General features: G+C 71.0%; 11 protein-coding genes. 7 read left to right on the top strand and 4 right to left on the bottom strand.

All coding sequences use genetic code 11. The annotated features are described in order from the left end of the window. Positions 1 to 4: 4 nt before the first annotated feature. Complete coding sequence (locus tag AB0M59_RS01125) at positions 5 to 1,762, bottom strand: GAF domain-containing protein (RefSeq protein WP_364606517.1); 1,758 nt, start codon at positions 1,760 to 1,762, stop codon at positions 5 to 7. 146 nt (positions 1,763 to 1,908) lie between these two features. Between AB0M59_RS01125 and AB0M59_RS01130 the strand changes: the two genes are divergently transcribed. The 3 genes from AB0M59_RS01130 (at position 1,909) to AB0M59_RS01140 (ending at position 6,521) form a co-directional block, all read left to right on the top strand. Continuing rightward, entirely contained in the window at positions 1,909 to 3,303 is a 1,395-nt protein-coding gene (locus tag AB0M59_RS01130) for an MFS transporter (protein ID WP_364606519.1), read from the top strand. Between the two features lie 43 nt (positions 3,304 to 3,346). After that, a complete protein-coding gene (locus AB0M59_RS01135) occupies positions 3,347 to 4,942 on the top strand; it encodes a tannase/feruloyl esterase family alpha/beta hydrolase (protein WP_364607101.1) in 1,596 nt (531 codons plus the stop codon). 205 nt (positions 4,943 to 5,147) lie between these two features. Next, the gene (locus AB0M59_RS01140; protein ID WP_364606522.1) at positions 5,148 to 6,521 is read left to right on the top strand and encodes an endo-1,4-beta-xylanase; all 1,374 of its coding nucleotides are present in this window, start codon (positions 5,148 to 5,150) and stop codon (positions 6,519 to 6,521) included. Between the two features lie 60 nt (positions 6,522 to 6,581). Here the strand turns inward: AB0M59_RS01140 and AB0M59_RS01145 are convergent, their stop codons facing one another. Further along, positions 6,582 to 7,433, bottom strand: a complete 852-nt coding sequence (locus AB0M59_RS01145) for a PaaX family transcriptional regulator C-terminal domain-containing protein (RefSeq protein ID WP_364606525.1) — start codon at positions 7,431 to 7,433, stop codon at positions 6,582 to 6,584. A gap of 117 nt (positions 7,434 to 7,550) precedes the next feature. On the opposite strand from AB0M59_RS01145, the gene AB0M59_RS01150 reads away from it, so the two are divergent. From AB0M59_RS01150 to AB0M59_RS01160, 3 genes are all read left to right on the top strand, one after another. Further along, positions 7,551 to 8,846, top strand: a complete 1,296-nt coding sequence (locus tag AB0M59_RS01150) for an MFS transporter (protein ID WP_364606528.1) — start codon at positions 7,551 to 7,553, stop codon at positions 8,844 to 8,846. Between the two features lie 68 nt (positions 8,847 to 8,914). Further along, positions 8,915 to 9,265: a UBP-type zinc finger domain-containing protein gene (locus AB0M59_RS01155; RefSeq protein ID WP_364606531.1), complete on the top strand. Its 351-nt coding sequence runs from the start codon at positions 8,915 to 8,917 to the stop codon at positions 9,263 to 9,265. A gap of 101 nt (positions 9,266 to 9,366) precedes the next feature. Further along, entirely contained in the window at positions 9,367 to 12,522 is a 3,156-nt protein-coding gene (locus AB0M59_RS01160) for a family 78 glycoside hydrolase catalytic domain (protein ID WP_364606534.1), read from the top strand. An 8-nt stretch (positions 12,523 to 12,530) separates the two neighbouring features. Here AB0M59_RS01160 and AB0M59_RS01165 read toward each other — a convergent pair whose 3' ends face one another. Further along, complete coding sequence (locus AB0M59_RS01165) at positions 12,531 to 13,178, bottom strand: DUF4230 domain-containing protein (RefSeq protein WP_364606537.1); 648 nt, start codon at positions 13,176 to 13,178, stop codon at positions 12,531 to 12,533. Positions 13,179 to 13,272: 94 nt separating this feature from the next. On the opposite strand from AB0M59_RS01165, the gene AB0M59_RS01170 reads away from it, so the two are divergent. Then, positions 13,273 to 13,419, top strand: coding sequence for a hypothetical protein (locus AB0M59_RS01170; protein ID WP_364606540.1), 147 nt, complete (start codon positions 13,273 to 13,275; stop codon positions 13,417 to 13,419). A gap of 113 nt (positions 13,420 to 13,532) precedes the next feature. On the opposite strand, the gene AB0M59_RS01175 is transcribed toward AB0M59_RS01170, so the two are convergent. After that, positions 13,533 to 14,900 (bottom strand): endo-1,4-beta-xylanase, encoded by a 1,368-nt coding sequence (locus AB0M59_RS01175; RefSeq protein WP_364606543.1) that lies wholly within the window; start codon positions 14,898 to 14,900, stop codon positions 13,533 to 13,535. Positions 14,901 to 14,975: the final 75 nt, after the last annotated feature.

The raw sequence follows: 14,975 nt of genomic DNA on the forward strand, positions 1-14,975 counted from the left end.
CGCCTCACGACGGCGTGGTGGTGCTCGCCCGCAGCTGGTGCAGCCGGAGCCCGAGCCGCAGTTCCAGGTCGTTCTCGCGACGCCAGTCGAGGCCGAGGACGGTGCCGGCCCGGTCGAGCCGCTTGAGCAGGGTGTTGACGTGCAGGTGCAGTGCCCGGGCCGTCGCCGCGACGTTGGCGTGGTGGGCGTAGTAGGCACTGAGGGTATCGACGAGACCGGTGCCACGCCGTTCGTCGTGGTCGAGGAGCGCGCCGATGGAGGCGGCGAGGAAGCGGTCGAGCTCGCCGGCCCGTTCGGGGTCGAAGACCATGGCGTACAGCGCGTACCGGCGCGTCGTGGCGCCCAGGTCGGTGTGGCCGAGCGCGCGCACCACCGCGGCGCAGCGCCTGGCGAGGGCGAAGGCGCGGGCCCAGTCGTGGTCGACCGCCCGTTCCCCGACGACCACGAGCGGGCCGCCCAGCGTGCGTCGCAGTCCACTGTGGACTTCTTCGACGGTTTGCTCGTCGTCCCCGCCGGGGAGGATCAGCGTGGCCCGGCCCAGGTGCTCGCCCGCCAGCCCGGCCCGGCCGCGGGCGATGTCGTGCAGGTGGCGCGAAAGATCGGTCGGCGGCACCGTGGGGGAGTCCGCGACGAGGACCAGGTCCAGGGCGTCGACGTCGATGTTGCGGGCGCGGGTGCGGGCGCGCTGGGCCGTGCTGATCCCGGGACCGCCGATCATGAGCTCGGTCAGGAGCTCGCCGCTCAGCCGCTCGCCGGCGTCGGCGACGGCCCGCTCCTTGAGGATGAGCAGCCCGAGGATGTGGGTGGCCCGCTCGATCGTGCGCAGGTCCATCGCGTCCGGGACGTCGTCGCCGGCGGACTTCCGGCTCCACGCCAGTGCGCCGAGGTAGCTGTCGCCCGCCTGGATCGCCGCGACGCTGAGGGAAGCACCATCGGCACCGGCGGAGAACGTGCAACGGCCCGAACGTCGTGCGTCCTCGACGGCACCGGCCAGCTCGGCCTCCGGCGGACCCGGGCACGGGCTCGACGCCGAGTCCCTGCGCACGACCGCGGTGCCGGTGTGATCGACGAGCGTGATGCTGCCGCCCAGCTGGTCGGCGAGGAGCTGCGCGACGTCGCCCGGTGTCCCGCCGCCCAGCACGGCACCCGTCAGCGCTTCGTGGATCGCTTGCGCCCGTTCGCTCTTCCGGTACGCCACCCGCAGCTCCTGCAGGGCGGTCCGGCTCGCTTCGTAGAGGCGGGCGTTGTCGAGGGCCACCGCGGCGTGATCGGCGAACGCGTTCAGCAGCGCGATCTCGTCGGCCTGGAAGGAGCGCTCGGAGCGGTCCGCGGCGAACAGGGCGCCCACCGCTTCGCCCCGGATGACCAGGGGCACCCCGAGCAGCGCGACGAGCTTCTCGGTGGTGACCAGGCGGTCGAAGTCCCGGTCGTGCTCGATGAGGGTCGACCCGGCGTAGTCGCGCACCCAGTGCGGGCTCCGGGAGGCCAGCACCTTGCCGCCCAGTCCCACCCCGGCCGGGATGCCCGCCGCGAGGAAGGTGGGGGAGACCGTGCCCTCCGACGCCCTGGCCGAGAGCCTGCCGTCCGCGCCCACGAGCGAGAGGTACGTGAAGTCCGTGCCGATCAGGTCGTGGGCGTGGTGGACGATCGACTGCAGGACCTCGTCGAGCCCGCCCAGCGCGGTGAGCGACTTGACGGTCGCGTACAACGACGCCAGCTCCCGCTGCCGGCGCGTCTCCGCGGAACCGGATCCGCTGGCCACAGTGCCATCCCCTCTTCGGCCGTGGGTGGACGAAAGTGCCACCGATCCGGCGGCAGGAGTGGGTGGTCCACACCTCAACCCCAGCGTAACGGCGCCCTAACATGACCGCCATCACCGGGCTGCGCTCAACGACGAAGGCGGCATCCATGGCAATTCCCCTCACCCAACCCGAAGGACAGCCCGGCCACGCCGACGCCGGCTCGTCCCCGGATCGACGCCGGGGCTTCCGCAAGCTGCTGGCCGCGGGGCTCATCGGCAGCTCGATCGAGTGGTACGACTTCTTCCTCTACGGCACCGCGGCCGCCCTCGTGTTCCCCAAGGTGTTCTTCCCGCACTCCTCGGCGCTGACCGGAACTCTCCTCGCGTTCAGCACCTTCTGGGCGGGTTTCGTGGCGCGGCCCGTCGGCGGGGTGCTCGCCGGGCACCTCGGGGACAAGTACGGGCGCAAGCCGGTCGTCGTCGCCTGCCTGGCGGTGATGGGGGCCGCGACCTTCCTGATCGGCTGCCTGCCCACCGCGGCGAGCGTCGGCGCGCTGGCCCCGACCCTCCTGGTCATCCTGCGCTTCATCCAGGGCCTGGCCACCGGTGGCCAGTGGGGCGGCATCGTGCTCCTGCTCACCGAGTCCGCCGGCCCGAAACGCCGTGGATTCGCCGGAACCTTCGGCCAGACCAGCGTTCCGGTCGCCGTGATTCTCTCGAACCTGATCTTCGTCGCGGCCAGCGGCCTGATGCCCGACGCCGCGTTCCTCAGCTGGGGCTGGCGCATCCCGTTCCTGCTCAGCGTCGTGATGTTCTCGGTGGTCCTCTACATCCAGGCCAAGGTGGAGGACACGCCGGAGTTCCGTGAGCTGCAACGGGAAACGTCGAAGCCGGCGGGCGCGGTGGTCCGGGCTCCGCTGGCCCAGGTCCTGCGCAGCAAGTGGGGCACCATCCTGCTCGGCTGCGGGCTCCTCTCCGCCACCAACAGCCTGTTCTACGTCAGCATCTCCGGACTGCTGAGCTACGGCACCGGTTCCCTCGGGCTCAAGCGGGATTCTTTGCTCGCGGTCGTGCTGCTCAGCTCCGTGGCGATGCTCGGGACCATCCCGTGGTCCGGGTACCTCTCGGACAAGGTGGGGCGCCGGCCGCTGATCCTGATCGGTGGCCTGGGCGTCGCCGCCTGGGGTTTCCCGTACTTCGGGCTCGTCGGCACCGCCTCGCTCCCGCTGATCTTCGTCGCGGTGACCGTGGGTTTCGTGTTCCAGTGCCTCACCTACGGCCCGATCGCGAGCTTCCTCGGCGAGCTCTTCGCACCCGGCGTCCGCTATTCGGGCGCGTCCCTGGCGTACCAGCTGTCCGCGATCATCGTCAGCGGCGGCACGCCGTTCCTCATGACCGCACTCATCGCGAACACCGGGAGCACGGTGCCGGTCGCCGCCTACATCACGCTGATGGGGCTGATCACCTTCGCCAGCGCGTGGTTCCTGCCCGAGACGAACACCGCCGAGGTCCGCGCCGACGCCGACGCGATCCCGGGCGCGCACCTCTACGCGGGGAAATGAGGCCGGAGTGAAGCAGACCACCCGCCGGCTCGCAGTGCCGGCCATGACGCTCCTGGTGGCGACCGCCGTGGCCGGACCCGCGTCCGCGTCCGCGACGGTGGCCGGGTGCGGAGCGCTGAACGAGCTGAAGATCCCGGCGTCGGCGATGAGCCTGCCGACCACCGGCGGCCGCGTCACGGCGGCCTCGGTCACGACCGCCGTCGTCAGCGGCAAGACGATCCGGTACTGCCAGGTCGACGCCGACCTCTTTCCCGTCGACCCGGCCGCGCCCGCCATCAAGATGCGCCTCGACCTGCCCGAGGACTGGAACCACAAGGCACTGATGTTCGGTGGTGGCGGCTACAACGGCACCACCCCCGATCCGGCGTCGAACGTGCCGTTCGGCCCGGTGGACCAACCGGTGCCGCTGGCCCGGGGGTACGCGACGTTCGCGAGCGACTCCGGTCACCAGCAGAACCCGGCGGCCCCGCCGTCACTGGACGGCTCGTTCGGCGCGAACGACGAGGCCCTGACGAACTTCGCCGCCGGTGACGCCCTCAAGAAGACGCTCGACGCGAGCCTGTTCCTCATCCGGCGCGGTTACGCGGCGGCGCCCGCCGAGGTCTTCTTCGCCGGAGGATCGACCGGCGGCCGCGAAGCGCTCAATGTCGCCCAGCGGTGGCCGACGGCGTTCGACGGCGTGATCGCCGCCTACCCCGCCTGGAACAACCTCGCCGAGATCCTCGACCTCGGTTACCTGACCCAGGTCCTGTCGCGCCCCGGCGCGTTCCCCGGCGTCGACAAGCAGACGCTCCTGTACACCAGCGTCATCAACGCTTGTGACGGATCGGACGGTCTGAAGGACGGGGTCGTCTCGAACCCGGGCGGGTGCCACTTCGATCCTCGTTCGCTCCGCTGCCCGGGCGGCACCGACGCCGGTCCGGCCTGCCTGTCGGACGCGCAGATCGGGGCGGTGAAAGCCATGTCTTCGCCGTTCCGGTGGCCGTACCGGGTCGCCAGCGGCGAGACGCAGTACCCGGGCTTCCCGTTCCTCTCGGGGGCGGACATGCGGACCCCGTTCCTCGGGTTCGGCACCACCGCACCGGCCAACCCCATGCCCGTCACGAGCGGCTACGGGATGCAGTACTGGGACCAGTGGGTCAAGTACTTCCTGACCCGCGACCCGCAGCGGAACTCGCTCGACATCGATCCCCGGCACCCCGGGAAGTGGCTCGGCCGCATCAGCGCGCTGTCCACGATCGAGGACCGCAACAACGCGGACCTGCGCCCGTTCGCCCGGGCCGGCGGCAAGCTGATCCTGCTCCACGGAGCCGCCGACGAGCTGGTTTCGCCCTACTCGACCAGTGACTACTACGAGCGGGTGCGCGACGTGCTGGGTCCCCGGGCGACCGACACCTTCCTGCGGTACTACGTCGTGCCGGGAGCGAACCACGCCAACTTCGGCACGCCGGCGGTCACGGCGAGCTGGGATTCGCTGTCGGCGCTCGAGCACTGGGTCGACCGGGGGCAGCCGCCGGCCAACGCGGTGGTGGCGGACACCAGCCACAACCGCACGCGGCCGCTCTGCGCGTACCCGGACTGGCCCCGGTACCGCGCGGGCGATCCGAATCGGGCTTCGAGCTTCGTCTGCACGCACTGAAACCCGGTGCGCGGGCGGCCTTCCGGCGAGGGAGGCCGCCCGCTGCGCGTGACGGGGTGTGGGCAGCCCGCCCGCCTGCCGGCTTCGCCGGCCGCTCCACCGGAAGCCGCGGGAACGGCCCGAAACTCGATCGAAACTCTTTGCCCGGCCGATCAACGCCGTGTTCTGCTGCCGGAGTAGGTGAGCGCCCGGAAGGAGACCACGGATGGCAGAACGTTCGTCAGGCCCGCGCGGCAAACGGTGGTGGCGGTCCACGACCGGCCGGGTGCTCGCGGCGGTGGGCACCGTCGCCGCGACGGCAGCCGTCCTGGTGACGGCGCCCGGCGCTGATGCCGCGGCCAGTACGCTGGGGGCCGCGGCCGCCCAGTCCGGCCGGTACTTCGGCACCGCGATCGCCGCGAGCAAACTCGGGAACTCGGCCTACACCACGCTCGCCGCGCGCGAATTCAACATGGTGACGCCCGAGAACGAGATGAAGCCCGACGCGACCGAGCCCAACCAGAACCAGTTCAACTTCTCGTCCGGCGACCAGATCTACAACTGGGCGGTGGGGCACGGTGCGAAGGTCCGCGGGCACACGCTGGCCTGGCACGCCCAGCAGCCGGGCTGGATGCAGAGCATGGGCGGCAGCACCCTCCGCAACGCGATGATCAACCACATCCAGAAGGTGATGGCCCACTACCAGGGCAAGCTCGCCTACTGGGACGTGGTCAACGAAGCCTTCAACGAAGACGGCAGCCGCCGCTCGTCGAACCTGCAGAGCACCGGCAACGACTGGATCGAGGTCGCGTTCAAGACCGCGCGCGCGGCCGACCCGTCGACCAAGCTCTGCTACAACGACTACAACATCGACAACTGGAACTACGGCAAGACCCAGGGCGTCTACAACATGGTGCGGGACTTCAAGTCCCGCGGCGTGCCGATCGACTGCGTCGGCCTGCAGGCCCACTTCACCGGCGGCAGCTCGGTCCCGAGCAGCCTCCAGACCACGATTTCCAGCTTCGCGGCGCTCGGCGTCGACGTGGCGCTGACCGAGGTCGACGTCACGAACGCCTCGACGTCGCAGTACTCGGCGCTGACCCAGGCGTGCATGAACGTCGCGCGGTGCGTCGGCATCACCGTGTGGGGCGTGCGGGACAGCGATTCCTGGCGCTCCGGCGAAAGCCCGCTCCTGTTCGACGGCAACGGCAACAAGAAGTCCGCCTACAACTCGGTGCTGAACGCCCTCAACGCCGGCGGAACGACGTCGACACCGACGACGACACCCACGAATCCCACGACACCGACCACCCCGACGACGACTCCGGGCGGCGGCAGCTGTTCCGCGGCGCTGTCGGCGGGACAGTCCTGGAACGACCGGTACAACCTCAACGTCTCGGTCAGCGGCTCCAACTCGTGGACGGTCACCATGACCGTGCCGAGCCCGGCCAGGATCAGCTCGACCTGGAACATCAACGCCACCTGGCCCAGCAGCCAGGTCCTGGTCGCCACGCCCAACGGGAACGGCAACAACTGGGGCGTCACCATCCAGCACAACGGGAACTGGAACTGGCCCAGCGTCAGCTGCAGCACTTCCTGAGGTGTGAGACGCCGGTAGCCCGATGCCGGTTCCGGTGCCCTCGCCGCACCGGAACCGGCATCAGGCGTCGGCCTGCTCGTCGGTGATCGAGTCGAGGATGTCGGCCGCGATGGCGCGGGCGGCGGGTCTCAACTCCTTGCTGAGCGCGTAAAACAGCTCCTGGGCGGGTTCGGCGGGCCAGTCCGCCGGCAGGTGTTCCCGGGGCAGCCGGGGGTCGGTGCGGATGGTCTGCAGCCAGTCGGACTCCAGGAGCAGGTCGCGGGCGAGGCGGTCCGGCGCCTGCGCCGCAGGGTCCTGCCAGCGGGCCAGGAACGCCCGGTAGTGCCCGGCCAGCCGGTCGATGTCCCAGGCCTCCCGGACGATCCCGGCGACCTCCGTCGGCGGCAGCGCGCGGGCCTGGAACACCTTGACGTGGCCGTCGGCGCCGAGACCGTCGAGCAGCGGGACCGGGTCGACCTCGCCCGGCGCGATCCACAGACCGCCCTGCAGGCTGCCGAACCCGGCCCACAGCAGCCTCGAACGCAGGGCGTGCCGCTGGCGCTGCCACGACTCGGGCATCGAAAACCCGAGCAGCGTCCAGGTGCCGTCCCACTGCCCGTTGACCGCGCCGGCCCGCCAGATGCGCCGCTCGCCGTCGTGCAGGATCGCCCGCGACCGTTCGGTCAGGCCGACGTAGACGTGGCGCCCGCGGCGGACCCGGTTCAGCAGGCCGCGCCGCGCCATCCGGCTCAGCGTGGACCGGGTGGCGTGCTCGGAGACGCCGACGCGGTCCAGCACGTCGAGCACGCTCGCGGTGGCGACGTGGATCTCGCGGTCGAGGACGTGGCCGCCGAAGAACGTGAGCAACAGCGTCTGCGGACGCGGGGTGTCGGCGCCGATGTCTTCGGCGGCGGAGACGGCCGGATCACTCACGCCGCGAGCATAAGCCCGCCTGATGTTGGGCAGTGTCTTGACGGTGGTTACCAAAGTGCTTAACGTTCGTCGCGGCGTGACGCGGGTCACGTGGGGTCGGCGACGAGGCAGGACGCGATGGCAGAAAACCTCCGCTCGCGGGCGCAGCTGCGCCGCGCGGTGCTCTCCAGCTACTTCGGCAGCGTGATCGAGTACTACGACTTCCTCCTCTACGCCACCGCGTCGGCGGTGGTCTTCACCAAGGTCTTCTTCTCGAACCTGGATCCGGTGCTCGGCACGATCGCCAGCCTCGGCACCTTCACCACCGGCTACCTGGCCCGGCCGATCGGCGGGATCATCTTCGGGCACTTCGGCGATCTGCTGGGGCGCAAGCGGATGCTCGTGATCACGATGTCGATGATGGGCATCGCGAGCACGCTGATCGGCGTCCTGCCCACCTACGCGCAGATCGGCGTGTGGGCGCCGGTGCTGCTGATCGTGCTGCGCGTGCTGCAGGGCATCGCCGTCGGCGGCGAGTGGGGCGGCGCGGTGCTGATGTCGGCCGAGCACGCGACCAGCCGCCGCGGGCTGTGGGCGAGCTTCACCAACGCCGGGGCGCCGAGCGGGATGGTGGTCTCCACGCTGCTGCTCACGCTGATGGGCGCGGTGACCACCGACGCGCAGTTCCTCTCGTGGGGCTGGCGCGTGCCGTTCCTGCTCAGCGTCGTGCTGCTCGCCATCGGCCTGTTCATCCGGCTGAAGGTCGACGAGACCCCGGTCTTCGCCGCCGCCCGCCGAACGGCCGGTGCCCCTTTGCTGGAGGTACTGCGCCACCACCCGAAGAACCTGCTCTTGGCGATCGGCGTGGGCTTCGGCGCCTTCGTCGCGCAAGGCACCCTCACCACCTACCTCCTGTCCTACGCCGTCCACGCGGGTTTTCCGCGCCAGACCGTGCTCAACGCGATCACGGTGTCCTCGGTCGGCGCGGTGATCGGCATCATCGGCTATTCGGCGCTGTCCGACCGCGTCGGACGACGTCCGGTGGTCATCGCCGGTGCGGTGGCCATGGGCGTGGTCGGGTTCCTGCTGTTCCCGCTGATCGACAGCGGTTCGGCGGCGCTGCTGACGCTGGCGGTCGTGCTGGGGCAGTCGATCGCGCACCCGGCGATGTACGGGCCGCTGGCCGCGCTGTATACGGAACTGTTCGCCACCCGCAGCCGCTACACCGGCGCGTCGCTCGGCTACCAGATCGCCGGGCTCGGCGCGGGCGTCGGCCCGGTGGTGTTCGCGGCCGTCGCCGGCTCGGGCACGGCCGTGATCTCCACGGTGATCGCGGCCTGCTGCCTCCTCACGGTGGTGTGCGTGCTCGTCCTGCGCGAAAGCCGCGACGTGGACCTGGCGGACCCGGCCGAGGTGGTGGCCGGGAGCGCCTGATGACGGTTCGGATTAGAGTCGGGCTTGTCCCGCGGCACGGCCCGCCGCCCCCGAGCAGAGGAGTTCGCATGCAAGGCGTAGATCCCACGGTGCCGCCCAGCGGCACGGGCTGTGCGGACTGCGAAGCCGCGGACCCGCAGGGCTGGTGGTTCCACCTCCGGCGCTGCGCCGAGTGCGGCCACATCGGGTGCTGCGACTCCTCGCCCGGTCAGCACGCCAGCGCCCACGCCGCGGCCGCGGGGCACCGGTTCGTGCGCAGCTTCGAACCCGGCGAAGAGTGGTTCTGGGACTACGGCGAGCAGGCGATGTACGAGTCCGGTCCGGAGCTCACCGGGCCCGGACACCGCCCGCTCGCCCAGACCGCGCCGGGACCGGCCGAGCGGGTGCCCGAGGATTGGACCCAGCGCCTGCACCAGTGACCGGGCCCCGGCACTTTCCTGTCCCGTGGACAACCGGTGAGACCCGCCGCTCCGGTGCTACCCTCCCTTGAATCGTTTCAAGTCGGGTGGGTGGAGCGGTCATGGCCGGTTGTCGCGCACGAGTCCTGCTCGCTCTCCTCGCCGCGTTGACGGCGACGTCGTTCGCGGCGCCGTCCGCGAGTGCGGCCGGGCCCGATGAGGCGCTTCAGGCCTTCGACTTGCGCACCGACAACGTCGTCGACCCTCTGTCCGCGGGCGACACCCCGTCGTTGAGCTGGAAGCTGCGCTCCGCCCGGCCCGGAGAACGGCAGACGGCGTACCGGATCCTCGTCGCGAGCAGTCCCCGCCTGCTCACCGAGCACCGGGCCGACGTCTGGGACAGCGGCCGGGTCGCGGGCGCCGAGTCCGTCGCGGTGCCCTATCGCGGGCCCGCCGGGGTCGCCGGGCAGCGGAACTACTGGACCGTCGAAGTGTGGGGCGCCCGCGGCGGAACTCCGGCCACGGCCGGAACGGCGTGGTGGGAGACCGGGCCCGCGCGGCCGGCCGACTGGGCGGGGGCCGAGTGGATCACGCCGGACACCGGCGGGGCCTACGCCTGGCAAGACTTCGTCCTGGACGTCGACTTCACGATCAAGGCCGCGGCCGCGAGCGTGGTCTTCCGGGCCGCCGGCCCCGACGACTTCCTGATGTGGCAGGTGAACGCCGCCACCACGCCGGGCAAGGTGCTGCTGCGGCCGCACGCGAAGAGCCACGGATCGTTCGCGCTGCTCGGGGAGACCGACCTGAGTGCCGTCATCACCCCGCAGACCGCCGGCGCGCCGCACCACCTGCGGATCGAAGCGCGGGGGAGCACCGTCGTCACGGCGATCGACGGGACCGAAGTGGACTCCCGGACGGTCGACGCGGTACGCGTGGGGACGATCGGGTTCCGCACCTCGGTCAGCCAGGGCACACCGGAAGCCGCCGCCTACGACAACCTGGCCGTGCACGGCCTCGACGGCACGCCGTTGTTCTCCGACGACTTTTCGGCCACCCCGGACGCCCGGTTCCCCGGCGCCACGGTCACCGACGGGAAGCTCGAACCCCAGGGCGACCCGCTGCTGCTCGCCCAGTCGCCGGACGCGCCGCTGCTGCGCGACGAGTTCACCCTGGACAAGCCCGTCGCGAGCGCCCGGGCCTACGTCCACGGCCTCGGTTTCTACGAACTGCACCTCAACGGCGGCAAGGTCGGCGACCAGGTGCTGGCGCCGGGGAGCACGCCGTACGACCGGCGCGCCCTCTACGACTCCTTCGACGTGACGAGCCAGGTCCACATCGGACGGAACGCGGCGGGACTGTGGCTGGGCAACGGGTACGGGCCGCGCTTCAGCCAGTACGGGTTCCGCTGGACCGGGCCGAAGCAGGGGATCGTGGCGCTGGTCGTCACCTTCGCGGACGGGACCCGCCGGACGATCACCACCGACGAGTCCTGGCGGTGGTCGGACGGCCCGGTGACGGCCAACGACCTCTACGCGGGCGAAAGCTACGACGCCCGGCTTCAGCAGGACGGCTGGGACCGGCCGGGCTTCGACGACTCGGCCTGGCACCCGGTGCGGGCCACGACCGCACCCGGGCCGTCGCTCACCGGGTCGACCGCGCCGCCGATCCGGGTGGTTCGCACGGTGAGGCCAGTGGCGGTGACGCAGCCGCGTCCGGACGTGTACGTCTACGACTTCGGGGAGAACTTCGCGGGCTGGGCGCAGTTGCGTGTCGCCGGGCCGGCCGGCACGACCGTGCGGATGCGCACGGCGGAGGAGCTGACCGCCGACGGGACGCTCGACACCACGACCAACCGCAACGCAGCGTCGACCGACTCCTACACCCTCGGCACCGCGCGCGGGGTCCAGGTCTACGAGCCCCGGTTCACCTACCACGGCTTCCGCTACCTCGAGCTCACCGGCTTCCCGGGGGAGCCGGACCTCGGCAGCGTCGCCGGCCGGGTCGTGCACGCCGACGTCGCCGCCACCGGGCACGTCGAGACGTCCGACCCGCTGCTGAACGCGATCTGGGCGAACAACCGGCGGGCGGTGCTGAACAACTCGATGAGCCTGCCGACGGACAACCCCGTCCGCGACGAGCGGACGCCGCCGGGCATGGACGTGCAGGCCTACCACGACGCGTCCGTCCTCGACTTCGGCATGGACACCTTCTACGGCAAGTACCTGCTCGACCTGCCGCCCGGGACGGCGTTGCCCAGCGACGACGGCAACGCCCAGCTGCCGGACATGGGCGGCGGCTCGGTCGACCTGGCCTGGTCGCTCTACGAGCAGTACGGCGACCTCGGCCGGCTCGCCGCCGCCTACCCGGCGATGAAGGCGTTCGTGGACACCAACGCCGCCGCGTACCCGGGCTTCGTCTGGCCGGAAGACCGCGGGTTCGGCGACTGGTGCCCGCCCGATCCGAACGCCGGCGGGGGACAGGGGAACCCGTCGGCCGGAGCGTGTTTCAGCGAGCGCTCGCTGGTCAACACCGCGTTGTCCTACCGGCAGGCCGAAGACGTCGCGAAAGCCGCACAGGCACTCGGGAACACCGGCGACGCAGCGCACTTCGCCGGCCTCGCGACCGCGATCGCCACCGCGTTCAACGCGCACTTCCTCGACGGCGCCACCTACGGCGACGGCCGGCAGACGACCAGCGTCCTCCCGCTCGCCTTCGGGCTGGTGCCGCCGGACAAGGTCGCCGCGGTCGGCGCGAAGCTCGCCGACACGATCCTGAACAAGGACGGCGGCCACCTCGACACCGGGATCTTCGGGACCCGCTACCTGCCCGAAGCGCTCGCCAAAGCCGGCCGGATCGACGTCGCCCTGACCGTGCTCCGCCAGAAGTCCTACCCGGGTTTCGGGTACGAGATCGGCCGCGGCGCGACGACGCCGTGGGAGCAGTGGACGTACGAGTCCGGCATGGAGACCCACGACCACGCGATGTTCGCCGGGATCAACGCCGCCTTCTACACGCAGTTCGCCGGGATCACGCCGGCGACGCCGGGGTACGCGACGATCGCGATCGTCCCGCGGGTGCCCGCCGGACTGGGGCACGTGGCGGCGTCGATCGACACGGTCCGCGGGGTGGTCGCGTCGGAGTGGACGCAGAGCGGCTGCCGCTTCGACCTCACGGTGACCGTGCCGGCCAACACGACGGCCACGGTCACGTTGCCGACCGGGACGCGGATCGCGGCCGGCTCCGGGACGTCGGAGTTCACCGCCCGGTACTGCGCCTGACCCCGGGTTCAGCCGGTGTTGGCGGCGTAGTTCACCGTGACGTTCTTGAAGCCGAGCGACTGCAGCAGACCGACCAGCATCGCCTTGGTGTTCCGTTCCGCGTCGGCGATCAGCGTGCTCTTCGCGGCCGCGCCCTCGATCTGTTTCTGGGCGAGCTGGTAGAGCGCCTGCTGCGAGTTCGGGTTCCCGCTGAGGAAGTCGTTGATCCGGGTGAACAGGCCCTGCTGCTGCGCGTAGACGTAGGACTCCTTGGTGTCCAGGGTCGCCGGCTCGAGCTGGGCGTGCGCCAAGGTGAGCGTGGCGGACAGGCGGTCGTCGGAGACCTGGACCGCGTCGCCCTTCAGCCGCGAGAAGTCCACGTAGGCGTTGTCCGTGCCGACGCCGATGAACAGCGTGTCGCTGCCCACCAGGAAGCTGGGCAGGATCGAGCTGGTCTTGATGTCGACGACCACCTGGAACGAGCCGCTGGCCGCCTCGTAGCGCGACAGCTCGACGATCGACTGAAGCAGCACCGGCCCGGAGCGCTCCTCGGTCTTCTCGGCGAACGGGTTGCGCAGCTGCGGTAACAGGTGCACCGCCGACGCGACCAGTACCGCCACCGCCAGAAGGACCACTGCCACGCCGATCGCGACGAGTCGCTTGCCCCATGCGCCCATGCCGGGAAGGTTACCCAGTCCGCTGCGCGGTCAAGCGGGCGCGGCGGTACCGTGATCCGCCTACGTGGTCGGATCTCCGAAAAGGGGAAGCTTCGTGCGCAAGTCCGTGTGGCTGTGGGTCCTGCTGGTCATCCTCGCCATCCTGGTGCTCGGACTGATCTTCGGTGGCTATCGCAAGGGCGACAAGCTCGGCGAGCCCGGTGCCGTCGAGCCGGTGGCGGCGCTGGGCCGGACGGCCTAGCGGGCGAGCCGCCGGAACCGCCCGGCCTTCCCGAGCGGCAGGTGCCGGCTACCGCCCGCGACCGTGTCCACAGTGGACGCTTTGGAAGCGGTCGTGGGCGGGAGCCGAGGGGATCAGCTTGCGGCGCAGGCCGAGGTGAGACCGTCGGCGCTGCCGGTGCCCTGGAAGCCGAACTCGGTGGACTGCCCGGCCGCGACGCCGCCGTTGTAGCCGACGTCGGTCCAGGTGACGCTGCCGGTGGTGCCGCTGTGGCCGGCGTTCCAGCCGTTGGTGACCGCCGCGCCGGAGGGCAGGTTCGTCGTCACCGACCAGCCCGACAGGGCGGTGGAGCCGGCGGTGACCCGCACGGTGGCCACGAAACCGCCGTTCCACGAGTTGAGGGAGACCGAGCTGGTGCAGCCGGACCCCGACGGAGTCGTCGGCGTGGTGGGCGTGGTGGGCGTGGTGGGAGTCGTCGGGGTGGTCGGGGTCGTGGTCGTGCCGCCGGCGTTGAGGGCGTCGAGGACGCTCGTGTAGGCGGCCTTCTTGTTCCCGTTGCCGTCGAACAGGAGCGGGTTCTCGCCGGTGCGCCACGAGTCGCTGTCGCGGATGCCCCAGACGGTGATGCCGGCGCAGCGGGCGACGGCCAGGCAGGCTCGGGTGACGGTGCCGTACACGGCGGCCTGGTTGGACCCGGAGATGTCCAGCTCGGTGATCTGGACTTCGACGCCGAGGTCGGCGAACCGCTTGAGGTTGGCCTGGTAGTCGCTCGGCGCGGAGTTGCCGAGGTGGGATTGGAAGCCGACGCAGTCGATCGGGACGCCTCGGGCCTTGAAGTCCTGCACCATGTTGTAGATGCCGGTGCTCTTGGCGTTGACGCCGTCGGTGTTGTAGTCGTTGTAGCAGAGCTTCGCGCCGGGGTCGGCGGCCCGCGCGGCGCCGAAGGCGGCTTCGATCCAGTCGTTGCCGGTGCGCTGCAGGTTGGAGTCGCGCCGGCCGCCGCTGCCGCCGTCGGCGAACGCCTCGTTGACGACGTCCCAGGTGTAGACCTTGCCCTTGTAGTGGGTGGCGACCTGGGTGACGTGGTTGATCGCGGCCTGGCGCAGGGCGGAGCCGCTGAGGCCCTGGGCCCAGCCCGGTTGCTGCTGGTGCCACAGCAGTGCGTGCCCGCGCACCCGCTTGCCGTTGCTCACCGCCTGGTCGAGGATGCGGTCTCCGCCGCTGTAGCTGAACTGGCCCTGGTTGGGCTCGGTGGCGTCCCACTTCATCTCGTTTTCCGGGGTAACCATGGAGAATTCGCGGTTGAGGATGCCGACGTAGGTCGAGTCGCCGAGCTTCCCGGCCGAGACGGCGGTGCCGAAGTACCGGCCCGTCTGGGCGGCCGACGCACCGAGCGTCGTGGCCGCACCGGCGGAGGAGGTGGCGAGCAGAAGCGACGCGCTCGCCGCCAGGAGCGTCGAAGCGAGGGCTGCGCGGGCTAGTGAACGCTTCGTCGGTTTCATGAGCAGGCCTCTCCGGACGGTGCTGTCGACGTTGACGGCGCTGGGAGGCCACTGGGAGCGCTCTCAGAACGGGCC

This window comes from Amycolatopsis sp. NPDC051371 (assembly GCF_040682155.1).
GTDB lineage: Bacteria > Actinomycetota > Actinomycetes > Mycobacteriales > Pseudonocardiaceae > Amycolatopsis.

What these genes read in the sequence shown, in the direction of transcription:
- AB0M59_RS01130 (WP_364606519.1), top strand. Translation starts at nt 1,909, where the DNA reads ATGGCAATTCCCCTCACCCAACCCGAAGGACAGCCCGGCCACGCCGAC.
- AB0M59_RS01135 (WP_364607101.1), top strand. Translation starts at nt 3,347, where the DNA reads ATGACGCTCCTGGTGGCGACCGCCGTGGCCGGACCCGCGTCCGCGTCC.
- AB0M59_RS01140 (WP_364606522.1), top strand. Translation starts at nt 5,148, where the DNA reads ATGGCAGAACGTTCGTCAGGCCCGCGCGGCAAACGGTGGTGGCGGTCC.
- AB0M59_RS01150 (WP_364606528.1), top strand. Translation starts at nt 7,551, where the DNA reads ATGGCAGAAAACCTCCGCTCGCGGGCGCAGCTGCGCCGCGCGGTGCTC.
- AB0M59_RS01155 (WP_364606531.1), top strand. Translation starts at nt 8,915, where the DNA reads ATGCAAGGCGTAGATCCCACGGTGCCGCCCAGCGGCACGGGCTGTGCG.
- AB0M59_RS01160 (WP_364606534.1), top strand. Translation starts at nt 9,367, where the DNA reads ATGGCCGGTTGTCGCGCACGAGTCCTGCTCGCTCTCCTCGCCGCGTTG.
- AB0M59_RS01165 (WP_364606537.1), bottom strand. Translation starts at nt 13,178, where the DNA reads ATGGGCGCATGGGGCAAGCGACTCGTCGCGATCGGCGTGGCAGTGGTC.
- AB0M59_RS01175 (WP_364606543.1), bottom strand. Translation starts at nt 14,900, where the DNA reads ATGAAACCGACGAAGCGTTCACTAGCCCGCGCAGCCCTCGCTTCGACG.